Source organism: Nonomuraea glycinis, assembly GCF_014646515.1.
In the GTDB taxonomy this organism is placed as follows: Bacteria; Actinomycetota; Actinomycetes; order Streptosporangiales; family Streptosporangiaceae; genus Nonomuraea; species Nonomuraea glycinis.
The window spans coordinates 1-14,093 of sequence record NZ_BMNK01000002.1; the positions used below are offsets into that span (position 1 = coordinate 1).

17 protein-coding genes and 1 tRNA gene are annotated in these 14,093 nt (G+C 65.6%); 10 read left to right on the forward strand and 8 right to left on the reverse strand.

Annotated elements, in window-relative coordinates:
• Nucleotides 1–265 precede the first annotated feature (265 nt).
• Nucleotides 266–562, forward strand: a complete 297-nt coding sequence (locus tag IEY87_RS05015; RefSeq protein WP_229699295.1) for a tyrosine-type recombinase/integrase — start codon at nt 266–268, stop codon at nt 560–562.
• Nucleotides 563–616: 54 nt separating this feature from the next.
• Here IEY87_RS05015 and IEY87_RS47110 read toward each other — a convergent pair whose 3' ends face one another.
• The 3 genes from IEY87_RS47110 to IEY87_RS05030 all read right to left on the reverse strand — a co-directional run bounded on the left by IEY87_RS47110 (nt 617) and on the right by IEY87_RS05030 (nt 2,577).
• Nucleotides 617–883 carry a CPCC family cysteine-rich protein gene (locus tag IEY87_RS47110; RefSeq protein WP_373294326.1) on the reverse strand — a complete coding sequence of 89 codons (267 nt, stop codon included), beginning with the start codon at nt 881–883 and terminating at the stop codon, nt 617–619.
• Nucleotides 884–1,339: 456 nt separating this feature from the next.
• A complete protein-coding gene (locus IEY87_RS05025; RefSeq protein ID WP_189137334.1) occupies nt 1,340–2,020 on the reverse strand; it encodes a hypothetical protein in 681 nt (226 codons plus the stop codon).
• Nucleotides 2,017–2,577 (reverse strand): RNA polymerase sigma factor, encoded by a 561-nt coding sequence (locus tag IEY87_RS05030; RefSeq protein WP_189137335.1) that lies wholly within the window; start codon nt 2,575–2,577, stop codon nt 2,017–2,019. Before IEY87_RS05030 ends, IEY87_RS05025 begins: the two co-directional genes overlap by 4 nt.
• Before the next feature lie 71 nt (nt 2,578–2,648).
• Between IEY87_RS05030 and IEY87_RS45490 the strand changes: the two genes are divergently transcribed.
• Both IEY87_RS45490 and IEY87_RS45495 read left to right on the forward strand, forming a co-directional pair.
• Nucleotides 2,649–2,963, forward strand: coding sequence for a hypothetical protein (locus tag IEY87_RS45490; RefSeq protein WP_225277187.1), 315 nt, complete (start codon nt 2,649–2,651; stop codon nt 2,961–2,963).
• 163 nt (nt 2,964–3,126) lie between these two features.
• Entirely contained in the window at nt 3,127–3,498 is a 372-nt protein-coding gene (locus tag IEY87_RS45495; protein ID WP_225277186.1) for a hypothetical protein, read from the forward strand.
• Between the two features lie 185 nt (nt 3,499–3,683).
• Here IEY87_RS45495 and IEY87_RS05040 read toward each other — a convergent pair whose 3' ends face one another.
• Nucleotides 3,684–4,331: a TetR/AcrR family transcriptional regulator gene (locus tag IEY87_RS05040; protein WP_189137336.1), complete on the reverse strand. Its 648-nt coding sequence runs from the start codon at nt 4,329–4,331 to the stop codon at nt 3,684–3,686.
• A 177-nt stretch (nt 4,332–4,508) separates the two neighbouring features.
• On the opposite strand from IEY87_RS05040, the gene IEY87_RS05045 reads away from it, so the two are divergent.
• Together IEY87_RS05045 and IEY87_RS05050 are read left to right on the forward strand one after the other, a co-directional pair.
• Nucleotides 4,509–5,012, forward strand: a complete 504-nt coding sequence (locus IEY87_RS05045; RefSeq protein ID WP_189137337.1) for a hypothetical protein — start codon at nt 4,509–4,511, stop codon at nt 5,010–5,012.
• A 49-nt stretch (nt 5,013–5,061) separates the two neighbouring features.
• A complete protein-coding gene (locus IEY87_RS05050; protein WP_225277185.1) occupies nt 5,062–5,988 on the forward strand; it encodes a hypothetical protein in 927 nt (308 codons plus the stop codon).
• An 83-nt stretch (nt 5,989–6,071) separates the two neighbouring features.
• Here IEY87_RS05050 and IEY87_RS05055 read toward each other — a convergent pair whose 3' ends face one another.
• On the reverse strand, nt 6,072–6,662 hold the full coding sequence (locus IEY87_RS05055; RefSeq protein ID WP_189137338.1) for a TetR/AcrR family transcriptional regulator C-terminal domain-containing protein: 591 nt from the start codon (nt 6,660–6,662) through the stop codon (nt 6,072–6,074).
• Nucleotides 6,663–6,727: 65 nt separating this feature from the next.
• Between IEY87_RS05055 and IEY87_RS05060 the strand changes: the two genes are divergently transcribed.
• The 3 genes from IEY87_RS05060 (at nt 6,728) to IEY87_RS05070 (ending at nt 10,767) form a co-directional block, all read left to right on the forward strand.
• A complete protein-coding gene (locus IEY87_RS05060) occupies nt 6,728–8,005 on the forward strand; it encodes an FAD-dependent monooxygenase (RefSeq protein ID WP_189137339.1) in 1,278 nt (425 codons plus the stop codon).
• 712 nt (nt 8,006–8,717) lie between these two features.
• Complete coding sequence (locus IEY87_RS05065) at nt 8,718–9,782, forward strand: site-specific integrase (RefSeq protein ID WP_189137340.1); 1,065 nt, start codon at nt 8,718–8,720, stop codon at nt 9,780–9,782.
• 199 nt (nt 9,783–9,981) lie between these two features.
• On the forward strand, nt 9,982–10,767 hold the full coding sequence (locus IEY87_RS05070; protein ID WP_189137341.1) for a hypothetical protein: 786 nt from the start codon (nt 9,982–9,984) through the stop codon (nt 10,765–10,767).
• Nucleotides 10,768–10,807: 40 nt separating this feature from the next.
• Here the strand turns inward: IEY87_RS05070 and IEY87_RS05075 are convergent, their stop codons facing one another.
• The 3 genes from IEY87_RS05075 to IEY87_RS05085 all read right to left on the reverse strand — a co-directional run bounded on the left by IEY87_RS05075 (nt 10,808) and on the right by IEY87_RS05085 (nt 12,123).
• Entirely contained in the window at nt 10,808–11,311 is a 504-nt protein-coding gene (locus tag IEY87_RS05075) for a DUF4265 domain-containing protein (protein ID WP_189137342.1), read from the reverse strand.
• 121 nt (nt 11,312–11,432) lie between these two features.
• Nucleotides 11,433–11,505, reverse strand: a tRNA-Arg gene (locus IEY87_RS05080).
• Between the two features lie 57 nt (nt 11,506–11,562).
• On the reverse strand, nt 11,563–12,123 hold the full coding sequence (locus IEY87_RS05085) for a hypothetical protein (protein WP_225277184.1): 561 nt from the start codon (nt 12,121–12,123) through the stop codon (nt 11,563–11,565).
• A 118-nt stretch (nt 12,124–12,241) separates the two neighbouring features.
• Between IEY87_RS05085 and IEY87_RS05090 the strand changes: the two genes are divergently transcribed.
• Together IEY87_RS05090 and IEY87_RS05095 are read left to right on the forward strand one after the other, a co-directional pair.
• Nucleotides 12,242–13,390, forward strand: a complete 1,149-nt coding sequence (locus IEY87_RS05090) for a histidine kinase (RefSeq protein WP_225277183.1) — start codon at nt 12,242–12,244, stop codon at nt 13,388–13,390.
• Nucleotides 13,391–13,451: 61 nt separating this feature from the next.
• Complete coding sequence (locus IEY87_RS05095) at nt 13,452–14,087, forward strand: response regulator (protein WP_189137343.1); 636 nt, start codon at nt 13,452–13,454, stop codon at nt 14,085–14,087.
• Nucleotides 14,088–14,093: the final 6 nt, after the last annotated feature.

Below are 14,093 nucleotides of genomic sequence, written 5' to 3' on the forward strand. Positions count from 1 at the left end.
CACGCAATTCAACCTTCAGCCGAACCGCTCAGCCGACCACACCTTGATCACGAAAGATCGAGGCTAGCCTCGGATGCTCGCAGAATAGCCATGCCTGGAGTCTTTGATAAATCGCACGCTGCCTGTGCTGGATCGTGACCTCAAGCCATGCCCCACCGAGAGCAATGGCCCCATCATTACGAGGTTCTTCATGATCGTCCAGAGGTGTCCGCCACAGGCACCGTTTACTGGACACGCCCCCGAGTGGCGAGGTGGCGGCGACTACGTGTTCACGACCGGCTGGGGTGAGCCCGTCCACCCGGACACACTCAACTCGCTCTTCCCGATCCTCATCAAGCTCTTCAACCAGGCCCACCCGAACAACCGGCTACCTCATGCCAGGCTGCACGACCTCCGCCATATCCACGCGACCACGCTGCTCCTGGCCGGCGTGCGGGTCCATGTCGTCGCGGCCCGCCTCGGCCACGCCGACCCCTCGATCGCTCTCAGGGTCTACGCTCACGTGATCCGCGCGGCGGAAGCCTCGGCCGCCGACGTCTTCGCTCAGGCCATCGACGAGTAGCGGGAACCACGCTGTTAGCAACGCCGTTAGCAAGATCACTCGTCGGGATACTCCTCAGGGCAAGGGGGGACGGACATGGGGAAGGTCCTGTCGACGACTCGCACCGGACTCGGCGAAGTTCCGCCGCCCCTGCGTAGGGCTCAGCTCGTAGTTCGGGCCTCCACGGACTTCGTCGGCGTCATGGTCGTCCTGTCCATCGTCTTCCCAGTAACAAACTGGACAGATCTCGTAGCCACCTCGCACGTTAAGAGTGAGGAAACCGCAGCAAGGGCATGGATACGGCTTATCTCTCTTGGAGCGGTGAACGGACACGAACTCCACCCGGACACCGTAACGTCCGCGCTCGCCGGCCTAAAGGCACCCACAACGACCATCTCCGTACGAGTCAACGGCACGTCCCAGGTCGGCGGACTCGTGCCCTGGTCGGGCCCTACACGCGGGTCGGTGGTGGGTGATCGTTTAAGGTGATGTTGCTGTACGGCGCTGCTGTGTCGATCAGCGCGGTGAGCTGGGATTACGGTTGCGAGCGACTCGCGGCATTTCTAATTGGACTCGGCGCTCTCATGAGCAGTGCCGAAACAGGGAAGAAGGCCGCTTCATGGCGATCCCCAAGAAGGGATCACGGCTCATCATCGTGGACGCCTTTCGATCATGAGCCGGGACCACAGCCACCACGGTCGGCACCTATCTCCTGAACTGGATAGAAAAACGTTCCCTTTGCCAGTCGCTCGCCCCGGCGGATCACGTGGCGCCTGCCGTACTCTCGCCCAGCGAGGGTCAGCTACCGGGCGGCGGGTATGCCCCGGGGTTCGTCCTGGGGTCGGGCATCTTGCTCCAGGACGGGTCGTCGACGACCTTGCAAGGCTTGACCGGGCCGGTGACGAGGTAGCCGCTGAACTGCCACAGGGCTCTGGGCTTCTCCGGGCCCGAGGTCTGGTCCTCGTTCTCGGTGAACTCCATGACGGCTGTCTGCCCCGGCTTGATGTGCTGCGGGCTGATCCGCACCTCGCCACCGCCCATCCTGAATGCCTTGCCGTTCGGCGAGCTGTCGATGGCTTCCCTGATCCTCTTCCGGACCTCGGGATCCTTGCTGTTGAGCTCCTCCTTGGAGAACGAGGGGCCGGCGTCGGTGTGGCCGCGGTCGGGGGCACACCGGGTGCCGGGCTTGACGTAGGAGACGTCGGCGGTCAGGCCGAGTGCCGCCAGGTCCTTCTCCACCTGGGTGGAGTCCCTGAACTCGTTGATCTTCAGGGTGATCGTGCCGTCGGTGTTCTTGGTGACCGCATAGGCCGGGGTCCCTGACCCGTTCAGGAACGGCACCGCGACGGCCGCCGCCGCCGCGATCCCGGCCACCGCCGCTCCGGCGAGCAGGCGCCGCCTGACGAGCAGGCGCCGAGCCTTGTTCCGGGCGACGATCTCGGCTTTGAGTTCCATCAGCACGTGCTCCTTGAATTTCATCGCATTCCTTCCATGACGAAGGGAGCTATCCCCGGCACGTTCCTGAGCGCGCGGCGGGCGCGGTGCAGCCTGGCCCTGGCGGCCCCCTGCCGGATGCCCAGAGCGATGGCCGCCTCGCTGATCGTGAGCTGGTCGATGACGACCAGTTCGAGCATCGCGCGATCACCGTCTGGTAGTCCGGCCATGGCCTGGAAGGCCCGCCTGGCCACGCTCTCCGCGTCGATCCGCTCTTCGAGCTGGGCGACGTCGTCGGAGTCGAGCGGCCTTCGTCCGCCTACGCGATCGGCCAGCTTCGTCTCCTTGAACGCCCGCCGCCGCTCGGCCGAGAGGGTGTTGCGAGCCACGCCGTACAACCACGCGATTTCGCTACCAAGTCCGGGCCGGTAGGTGTGGGCGGAGTCGAGCACCGCGACGAAAACCTCCGCCACCAGGTCGGCGACCGTGTTCGGATCATCGACCCTGCGGGCGAGGAACCACGTGATCGCGTCGACGTGGCGCCGGTAGAAGGCTTCGAAAGCCTCCGGGTCCGTAGCGATGTTCGCCTGTCTGCGACGCACCGGCCGTGCTCCCTTCGTCGATTACACCCCTTCTTGGTCAGCGGCCGGGAAAACGTTATGAGAGTGAACAGATGGGGCCAAATGTTTCCGCTGGGAGGCGGTCGAACGACGAGTTGGCCGATCTGCTGCGCGGTCTGGTGCCCACGCTGGAGAACGCCGTCCGCTCAGCCCCGGCCGAACACCAGCCCGAGCTGTTCGAACTGCTGGCCACCACCTACCAGGCCTGCTCGGCGCCACTGGCCAATCTCGGCGAGCCGGAAGCCGCGCGGATCGCCGCCGACCGGGCCATCGGCGCGGCCGAGCGCGCGGGCGACCCGTTGATGATGGCGGCCGACGCCTTCCAGCTCGGCTTCGTCTTTCTGGGCGCGCCTGTTCGATCAGGCTGAGGAGACCACCCGCACCGCTTCGGAGGCGCTGTGGTTCCTGGCCGATCAGGGCAAGCCGGAGGCGATGTCGCTGTGGGGCGGTCTCACCCTGCAACGCGCCGTCGCCGCCTCCCGGCTCAACTAGGCCGACACCGCCTATGACCACCTGGCGAAGGCCCGCGAGATGGCCGAGGGTGTCGGCGACGGACGCAACGACTACAACACCGAGTTCGGATCGGCCAACGTCGCGCTCCACGAAGTAGCCGTCGCCGTGGAGCTGGGCGACGCCGGGCACGCACTACGAGTGGGAACCGCGGTGGACACCTCGACGCTCTCGGCTGAGCGACGTGCCCGGCTGTGTGTCGATCTCGCCCGCGCACACACCCAGCGTCGTCAGATCGACGACGCGGTTGCCGCGCTGCTGGAGGCCGAGACCATCACCCCGGAACAGATCCGTAACCACCGGATCGTACGCCGGCTCGCCTCAGACCTGCTCTCCATGCAGGATCCCGCCTCGTCTGAGCTGCGAGGATTGTCCGAACGAGTGGGGACGTAGAAAAAGTGGCCGACGAACACCACACCGCCCACGGCAAGCCCATCACCCGCTGACGTCTTCGCTCAGGCGATCGACGAGTCTTGACGTCTACGTGTGGGTTCCAGAGCGTAGCTCCGAGGTCTTCGGACAATTCATCGACAGCTACGCGTGTTGCCGCCACGACATGTGTGCCGTGGCGGACGTCGTCATGGGGTGAGGAGGGCGAGGCGCCCGGCGTACTGGTCGAGCATGCTGTCGTGCGATGGCCACGGGAAGTCGGCCGAGGAGTGCAGCAGGGTGACGTAGCCGTGCAGCGCCGTCCACAGGAGGGTCGCGTCGTACTGCGGGTCGGTGCTGGTCGATGTGCCGGCCTCGACGCAGGCGGCGACGGCGTGGACGAGCAGGCCGAAGGCGTGGGCGCCGGGCATGGTGTCGACCGACTTCGGGGCCAGCAGGCCGGATTCCACCTGGCGGAGGAGGGACACCTTCTCCTGGCTGAATAGCAGGCCGTAGAGCTGGGGATTGGCCACGGCGAAGGACGCGTACCCGCGGCACAGCGCGCGCAGTCTGGCCACCGGGTCGTCGTGTTCGGCTCGTGTGTCTTCGAGGGTTGAGTGCAGCTTGTCGAAGGCCCGGTCGACCACGGCGGCCATGACGGCGTCGAGGTTGGCGAAGTGGAGGTAGATCGAGGGCGCCGTGATCCCGGCTTCGCGCGCCACGCCCCGCAGGGTGATGCCGGACGGGTCGGAGGTGGCCTCCACGAGGCGGAGGGCGGCCCCAACGATCTCTTCGGCCAGCACGCCGCCTGCGCCTCGCGGATTGGGCTTGCGCTGCTGGCCGGCGATGTGTTCCATGCTCGTACTTTACATGTGTTTTTCTTGCCGGTACTGTTCGCCTAACGGTCGTTTAGCGATGCGCTCGGCGGGCCTGTTCCGCCGTGTCTCGATCATCCGAACAACACGAAGTCCGTCGAATTCGACATGGCGTCGCGCTGTCGGCATGCCCACTTGACGAGAAAAGGCGGACAAGACATGAAGCACACCGGAACCGCGGTCCTCGACGCGCCGGCCGACCAGGTCGACCTGGAGAACTGGCTTTTCACGCTGTCCGACGCCGAGTACCAGGCCTGCGCACGGGGGCATCGCGCCGCGGGGACGTTCGTCCAGAACGGCGTCCGCGGCACGGTCAACGTCGAGGCCATCGGCGGACACCTCATCGTCCAGCACTACCAGGAGGTGTCCGCCAAGCCGTCCCGAGTGGAGATGCTGTCCAAGCGCAGCCGGGTGTACCTGTTCCACCTCGTCCCGGCGACCATCCAGGTCCGCTGGACGATGTCGGCGACCGCCCGCGACGCGGAGACCTCCGAGTTCCGCTGCACCGTCGAGCTGACCATGAGCCCCCTGCTGCGAGTCCTCGGCGCCCTGTCCCTGCTCGGCGTCGCCATCCGCGCCCACACGCTGGAGGAGACGAAGCTCTTCGGCGACGACATCGTCCGGAAGATCGGAACCTCCCGCTCTTCATCAGCGGGCGCGTAACCGCGCAACGAGTGGTGGCCATGCCGCCGGACCGAAGGGAATGGGAATCGTGATGTCGACCGACGTGGCGATGGACATCCGATGGCACCGATCCCCTGCTTCCAGGGGACGGATGGTCGGTTCCGCGGCGAGCGCGGCGACGGACGTCGTGGAGGCCGTTCGCGACGATCCCTCGGCCCGGCTGGCGCTGGCCGCCCGGTTCTATGACAGCGCCACGGGAGGGCGTGCCATCCGGCCGTACCGGCGTGCGGAGTTGGCGTTCATGCGGTGGCAGATCGGCCGCGGCGTACTCGACCCGCTCGCCCCCGAGGCAGGGGGAAGCCCGTGGTGGCGCGCAGTCAACGAGGGTTTGCTGCGCGACGCGGTGGAGGCGGAGATCCGACTGCGTGAGGACGACCGCTCCGCGACTCCCACGCGAGTGGGTCGGTGGATGCGCTTCCTGCGCGACCCCTCTCCGCGGACCTGGTACCGGGCGCACAACTCCAGCATCGTTGCCGGCTACCTCGCCCACCGCGACCTGGCCTACCTGGAGAACGCTGCCGAGCGGTTCTTCATGAACGCCGCGCTGCTGCGGGTCCTGTACGCCGACTGTCTGGTCTCCGACCCCCGACTCGCCCTGGGGCGTTTCGCCCCGGTAGGCCGCCTGCTCGGAGACCCGCGGCGCCACGCCACCGACGTGTTCTTGGCCCTGCGCAACATCCTGCCCGCGCGGTACCCGCTTGATGATGTCGATCTCGTCGACCTGCTCGAGGCCGAGAACCACCTGGGCCACTTGCTCGACTACGGGGTGATCCTGCCGCGTGCTCGCCAGTTGTACGAGCACGCCGCGTGCGACCTCGGCCAGCCCGCCTTGCTCGATTTGATCCACGGTGACCATCCCGCGTACGCGTGGTCGCGGGATGACGACCAGGTCTGGGGCAGTCGTCGAGCACGACGGACCCGGCGTGTGCTGGGAACGTGGACCTCGATGTCGTAATCGTGAACGCGGCTTGGTCGATCAGCCTGCCGGGACACCGGATTGCCTTGTGCTCGTGTGCGTGCCGCGTGATGGGAAAACGGTCATGTGTCGGTAGTCGGCTCTCCTGTCTGGATGCGGTGCACCAAGCCGTCCAGGAGAAGGCCCAGGCCTGACTCGAACGCGGAGTCGTGATCAATCCGAGGCAGGTCGGTCGGTAGATCCGAGCTGTCGTCCAGGCCGGGGTCCGCCTGCTCCTCCAGGACGCTGCCGAGCGTGAAGCGACTGGTGGCCAGCATCGCCATCACCGCCTCCCGCTCGGGCACGCCGGAGGTGACGAGGAACTCGAACTTGTGGCGAAGCCGCTCGAGGTCCCCGGTCGGGGTGCTGCCGGCGTGGAGTCGTGCGCCGTCCCGGCGCATCAGCAGCGTGTGCCTGAAGCTGCGGGTGTTCTCCAGGAACCACGTGCGCCAGTCGTCATCGGGCGTCGGCAGCGGTTGCGTCGCATGAGGTGCCATGGCCGCCTCCGCCATGGCGGCGAGGAGATCTTTTTTGGTGCGGAAGTACCAGTAGAGCGACGGCTGCTCGACACCCAGCCGCTTGGCCAGTCGCCTCGTGCTGACGGCGTCCAGGCCGACCTCGTCGAGCAGGCCGAGCGCCTCGGCGATGACGATCTCCCGGTTCATCTTGGTCATGTTGACAATCTATCGCCGATAGATCACATTAAAATCATTCACCGATAGATTTTTGGAAGGTAGTCATGGCGAAGAGATCACGCACCCAGCCCCTACGGATCCTCGTCGCCGGCGGCGGGGTCGCTGGGCAGGCTCTGGCCTTCTGGCTCACGCGGGGCGGTCATCAAGTGACCGTCGTCGAACGCTTCCCGGCGCTACGGGCAACCGGGGCGCAGGTCGACCTCCGAGGCCAAGGCATCGAGGCCGTCAAACGGATGGGACTCCTCGACGCCGTCCGCAGCAAACTCGTCGATGAGGCAGGGGTCGCCTTCATCGACGCCAACGGCAAGGCCAAAGCGACGATCATGGCCAACACCTCCGGAAAGGGCAGGCAGACCCTCACATCCGAGTACGAGATCATGCGCGGAGACCTGGTCCGCATCCTGAACTACGCGACGGAGAAGGACACCGACTACGTCTTCGGCAAGAGCGTCGACAACTTCGAGCAGGACGAACACGAGGTCACCGCTTATTTCTCCGACGGATCCTCCGGCGAATTCGACCTCCTGGTCGGCGCGGACGGGCAGGGATCACGCATCCGGCGGTCGATCCTCGCGGAGGGCTCGGACCCCTACTGGCGCGTCGGGATCCATATGGCGTACTGGTTCGTCCCGCGCATCGCGTCCGACGGCAACATCCGGGACACCTACATGGTTCCGGGTGGTCGCCAGATCATGCGCCGCAGCCACAACCCGACCGAGACGCAGGCGTACTTCGTGATGCGGGAGGAGTCGGAGGAAGCATCGGCGATCCATGACGCCCCCATTGAGCGGCAGCAGGCGTTCTGGGCCGACAGGTTCCGCGACGCCGGGTGGCAGGTCGATCGCTTCATCGACGGCATGGGCACCAGCCCGTTCTTCTACTCCCAGGAAATCGTCCAGGTGCGCACCGACACCTGGTCCCAGGGCCGCGTGGTCCTGGCCGGCGACGCAGCACACTGCGCTTCCCCCTACAGCGGCATGGGCATCTCCGGCGGCCTGGTCGGCGCCCACGTCCTGGCGGGTGAGATCAACCGGCACGCGGACGATCTGCCGACTGCTCTGGCGAACTACGACAGGGTGCTGCGGCCCTTCGTCAACGAGATCCAGGACCAAGTGAATCCGCGTCTCCTGCGCCTGGTCATGCCGACGACCCAACTTGCGATCGACGCCTTCCAGGCCGCCACCGCGCTGGCCGGCTTCTTGCATGTCCCCGACATCGCCGCACGCTTCGCCAAGGAAGACCGCGGGGGCAGTTGGCAACTCCCCGACAACCCGGCACCGCTCGATGCCGCTGGACAACCCGCCGGAACGGAAATCCCGTAAACCGTCGTGACCCAGGCTTGAGCCAGCTCCGCGAAAGTGCGTCTGCACGCTCGAACAGTTCGCTGTCCCGCACGGACACACATACGCAGACGTGAACGCGAGCTGCACGCCGTGCTTGTCGCGGCGGCGAATAGCGTTCCCGCCACCGTGGTGATGCTAGGGGCAATACCACTTCGCTTGTGTCCGCCAGGGCTGTGGCCTGCCGGTTTGCCGTCTTGGGTGTCACTGTCCACGATCGGCAGGTCCATGATGTCCCCGAGACGTCACAGCAGATCGGCACCGGTGTCCGCGGCCTGATACCACAGTGCGAAACCGTAAAACAGCTGGTCGCAGATCAACATCATCCCCGGCTCAACCAACGTGACCAGCTGCCGCCGTCATCCTTGCACCGCCTTCCGAACGAATTGAGGCCGAAGTCATGAAAATGACACGCACCACTGACGTCCAGACGACGCCCAGGTGGCCGTCCTGTCCGGTTGACACCGCGCTTCGGTCCGACCCACAGATCGTTTCTACGTGACTACCGATCCCAGAAAAGGCGAGTAAGCGAGGTATTACGCTTCGACCTCAGGAGCCTCATCCATCTTTTCTGCAGGGACACCAGGCCATTGCTCCCGAGGGCAAGAGGACCCGCAAGTGGGCGTACGGCAAGACCCGCGAAAAGACTCACGAGAAATGGCTCAGCCTCCACGAGCAGTCCCGCAAAGGGCCGGTGCCCACCAAGAACCCCACCTTGGCCGCCTTCCTGTCCCGCTGGCTGGAAGAAGTGATCAAACCCAACCGGGAGCCGACCACCTACGTCGCCTACGAGCCGCTCGTCCGGCTCTACATCGTCCCCGGCCTGGGCAAGAAGCGCCTGGACAAGCTGACCGTCCGCGACGTACAGACCTGGCTGAACACCCTGCCCACCCTCTGCACCTGCTGCGACCAGAAGAAGGACCATCAGCGGCCCGCGCACAAACGGCGGTGCTGCTCACTCGGTAAGTGCTGCAAGGGCTACCCGTCCCGAAGCACCATCGCGGGCCTCCGCCGCGTCCTGCGCTCCGCCCTCGGTCACGCCCTGCGGGAAGAAATGATCTCAAAGAACGTCGCATCGCTGACCACCCTGCCAAGCCCCAGCACGACCAAGAAGAAACGCCAGCACACGGCGTGGACGGTCGACGAGGCCCGTAGGTTTCTGGAGCATCTCCGGGAGGTCGACGACCCGCTCTATGCGGCCTATGTCCTCATCCTCGTCCTGGGCCTTCGTCGGGGGGAGGTCCTCGGCCTGGCCTGGGACTGCGTAGACCTCGGCGGCGAACAGCTCTGGATCTCCCGTCAGCTCACCAGAGTCGGTGGCCGGCTTCTCCACCGCGAGACCACCAAGACGGACGACTCAACGGCCTCCCTCCCTCTGTTCGGCCTCTGCGTCTCGGCTCTCCGGCACCGTCAACGCGTCCAGGAGGAGGCGCGCAAGGCGGCCGGAGACAGGTGGAAGCCTTCTGACCTGACCTTCACCACGCGGACGGGCACGCCGATCGAACCGCGCAACTTTAACCGCGCCTTCGAAACCCACTGCCGCAACGCGGGCGTCCCTCGAATCCGCGTCCACGACACCCGGCACACCTGCGCCTCGCTTCTGGCCGCCCTCGACGTACATCCACGCGTGGCGATGCGCATCCTGCGGCACTCGCAGATCTCGATGACCATGGACGTCTACACCCAGATCCCGAGCCCCGAGACGCGCAAGGCGCTCGACCGGCTCAATCAGAGCCTCGACGGCCAGGCCAAGACATAGCTCATTAATCCGTTGCCACAAAAGCCCTTTTGGGATCACCCCAAAGGGCTTTTAGTTATGCGCCAGTTCTAGCCATAGCTGAAAGGTTATATCGAACTGGCCACCGCGATAATTTCGTTATTCCTTGTTTGTGAAAGAAAAGAATAGGTTTCGTGCGAGCTGCTCAGTTCACCTTCACACCGAGCGCAACGGAGAGCGAATGACGCATCCTGTGAATTGTGAGCGCGCCAAGGGGCATCACTGTGGATGTTCCGCCTGCGGCGGGGCACAGCATGGTTGGACCAATGCCCTCACGTTGGCTCGCGATCCCTCCCCCACCAGCCGCCAAGAAGCGAGAGACCGCAGCGACGCTGACTGGGCTAAGACCCAACCACCCAGGGGGCGACGAGGGCCCTCCAAGGGGCGGCAGGCAGCAGCCACCGACAGTGCCACAGTCGATCTCATTGACTGGCTGGTCGAAAATCCAAGCACTATCGAACACATTCAGGAAGTCGGCGACCTCCTCGCCGGTCCTGTGATCAGAGAACTAGATAAGAGCTTCGGCGGCGGCGATCCACGAAAGACCAGACGACGCCTTACCGATCATTTCTGGTGCGATCTCCTCATCGCCCTGGCTGAAGGCATCGAGAAATTCTCGAAAGCCATGGACCAAATGCCCACATACGTTACGACGGCTATCATCAAGTCCAGAGATGTCGAGCATCGCAGCCCTCTCCTCGAAGCACTGATAGCCCTTGCCGTACGGACAGCGTGGGAGCCCATCAAGAGCATGATCCAAACCGGCGGGATCGAGGACCTGCAACGGACCTGTCGGATCCTTGCCGTCCTGATCTGCCCGGCTCCCGAAAATCACGCGGCAGTTCAGAACGGCGCCCTCCTGCCCCTGGCAAAGGAGGGCATGTTGGAGATCAGCAAAGAGCGACTTGAGCAGGTCTTCCCCGCAGACTGGGTTCACCGTCTGCGGGAGGGCCTCGGCGGTGCCTGAGCAAGGCTGCTGGTTTCCGCCCCCGTGAACGAACCGATCGTTAAGCGCTTCGCCAGGCGTCGGTGATGCAGGACTCCTCGAAGTGCCACCAGCCATCCATTTGACCGCGTGTCAGCAGCGTCCTTATCTGCCCAAGGTCTGCGTCAGCCGGCACGGTGAAGGCGATTAGAGAAAGCTCCGAGCTGAAGGATTCCCCGCCTAGGCCGAACGCGGCCAATCGCTCGCGCACGGCCTGCGCGCTTCGCCCGAGCGGTCCATCGGGCACCGGCAGGACCCGGATCGTGCAATTGCCCGACGCCTCCACCCGCTCACAGGCCCAGTGAAGCCCGTCGTCGTCGGTGATGAAGCGCACCACGTCGCCTTCGGCGACCCCGTCCTGCAGAAACGGGACGTTCGCCACACGGGCGGTGTCCCGGCTCAAGCGCGTGGCCCAAAGCCCTTCGGTGTCGTAGGGAAGCCAGCCTTCCCGCGGCACGAACTGAAACCACACCTTGATCAGGCCGGGCTCTATAGGAACACGTTCGGAGGGGGCTGCGAGGATCATGCCCACATGATCGCGTTGTCTGTAGGAGACCGGCTGTGTGGGCTCGCGTTGCTGTAGAACGCTGCTGTACGGCCACGAAAAAGGCCCTCCGGGATCATCCCGAAGGGCCTTTGAACTGGAGTGCGGCCGACAGGAGTCGAACCCGTAACCTTCTGATCCGTAGTCAGATGCTCTATCCATTGAGCTACGGCCGCTCGTTTCTGGAACAAGCATAGCGGGTCTTCAGCCGTGCCTCGAACCGGTTTCCGCAATCATGACTCCGCCTGCTCCACCTTCTTGGGCCAGAGGGTGTAGCTGACCGGCCAGAGAAGGGCGATCAACACGATCTTGCTGAGTCCTCCCACCATGCCCAGCAATGGCTCGGTACGGGTCGGATCGCCCACAAGCCAGACCAGGGCGAGCCCGATCATCCAGGCGACCCCGTACGCCACCACGATCCACAACCAGAGCACCCACTCGTACCGGGCTCTGGCCGTGCCGCCGGCCGGAGGACGTGGGGGTGGGGGGCCGTCGGCGAAGCGGTGGTGGAACTTGGCGTCGGCCCAGCGCAGGGTGCGGTGTCCGAAGACGAGCGAATAGGCGAGGTAGGCCACGGCGAGGACGTGTCTGAGGTCGGCCGGGGCACCGGCGCGCATGTCGATCACCGCGGCCGCGAGGAGGATCACGTCCAGGAGCGGAACGCTGAGCAGGAGGACGTTGCTGAGCCGGCGGTGGCCCCACAGATAGCGGCTGGCGAGGCCGAGGGCGAGCAGCACCCAGAAGCCGACTTCGCAGGCGACGATGATGGCGAGAATCACCTTATCCATGGTCATGGACGCTTTGGTGGTTTTCATCCCCAGGGAAGACGAGCCTGTGGATACATCGAAGGGTGTATCCACAGGCGGACCGGCGAAGGAGGGAAACGGTCGCGTTCGGTGGTGGGATGGGGGCATGAAACGCGTGGCCCTGTGGGCTGGGCTGGCCTTCCTCATGGGCCTGATCCTGATCGCGGCCGGGGCCTCCCTGCGCCGCGACGCTCCCATGGGGCAGCTCGTGGTTCCGCTGGCGATCGTGTGCGCGGCCGTCCTGCTGCGGACGCGGGCGCCGCTCTGGTCGCTCGGGCTGGGGACTTTGGGCGTCGTGCTCGACGCGTTCATAGGGCCGTCGCTGGGGACGGTCCTCGTCTACACCGACAATCTGTACGCCGCCGCGCTGTACGGTCCGGCGCGGTTCTCGCGATGGCTGCTGGGGATCACCACCGTGCTGGCGGTGGGGGCGGGAGCCGCCGGCTGGTTCATCGCCGGGGACTGGCGGCTGCTGGCCCTGGTCGGCTTCCAGTTGGCGCTGGTCCTGGTGACGCCGGTGACGACCGCGCTGGTTCTGCGCCAGCATCGTGATCAAGTGGTCATCGAGCGGGCCAAGGCCGAGCAGGTGGCGCGGCTGGCCGAGCTCGACCGCCAGGCGGCGATCTCCGCCGAGCGGACCCGGATGGCCCGCGAGCTCCACGACATGATCGCGAACCATTTCAGCGCCATCGCCATCCAGTCCACCGCCGCGCTCTCCCGTAAGGACCTCGATCAGGCCACCGTCCGCAAGGTCATGGAGTCCGTACGCGAGAACAGCGTGAAGGGGATGGCCGAGATGCGGTCCATGATCGGGCTGCTGCGGCAGGAAGGTGACGAAGGGGAGGCCATGCGGCCGCGGTTGCTCGACGCGGAGATCCTGGTGGACAGGTCCCGGCAGTCGGGGATGGCCGTCGAGTTCCAGGTCGAGGGCGAGGCGCGCGAGCTCTCTCCCGCGGTCGATCTGGCCGGTTATCGCATCGTTCAGGAGGCGCTGACGAATGCGCTCAAACACGGCGAGCAACCGGCCGCCGTCAGCATTCGCTATCAGCCTCACCAGGTGTCGCTGATCGTCGACAACCCGGTCAACGGCAGGAAGACGAGCCTGCCGGGCGCCGGGGTGGGGCTGATCGGCATGCGGGAGCGGACCAAACTGGTGGGCGGCACGTTCGAGGCCGGCCCTCGCGGAAGCGACTGGCGCGTCACGGCGGCTCTTCCCACCTCGGACAAGCCTGCGTCGGACAAGGATCCTCCGTGATCGTCCTCCTGTACGGATCCGTGTGGCGAGGTGAAGGCGATATGACCCAGCTGGAGGAACGATGACCATCAGGGTGCTGGTGGCTGACGATCATGCGGCAGTCCGGGCCGGGATTGTGATGATCCTCGATGGGGTGGACGACATCGAGGTGGTGGGTGAGGCGGCCGATGGGGTGGAGGCCGTCGCGCTGGCCGGCGAGACGCGGCCTGACGTGGTGTTGATGGATGTGCGCATGCCCAGGATGGACGGGATCTCCGCCACCAGGGAGTTGGCCGGGGTGGCCGACGTGCTGATTCTGACGACGTTCGACATTGACGAGTATGTGTTCGGGGCGCTGCGGGCGGGGGCTGCCGGGTTCCTGTTGAAGAACACCGATGCCGATTCGCTGATCGACGCGGTGCGGTTGGTGGCCAAGGGGGATGGGTTGATCTCGCCGGGGGTGACCCGGCGGCTGATCTCGGCCTTCGCCGAGCAGGCTCCGCGCCGGGAGCAGGCGGATACGACGGTGCTGACGCCGCGCGAGCGGGAGGTGCTGGCCTGCGTCGGGCGGGGGATGTCCAACGCGGAGATCGCCAGAGAGCTCGACATGGCGGAGGCCACCACGAAGACCCACGTCAGCCGGGTGCTGAACAAGCTCAACCTGAGGAGCCGAGTCCAAGCCGCCATCTACTACTCAGAGGGGGATATAGGGCCGTAGTCTGAA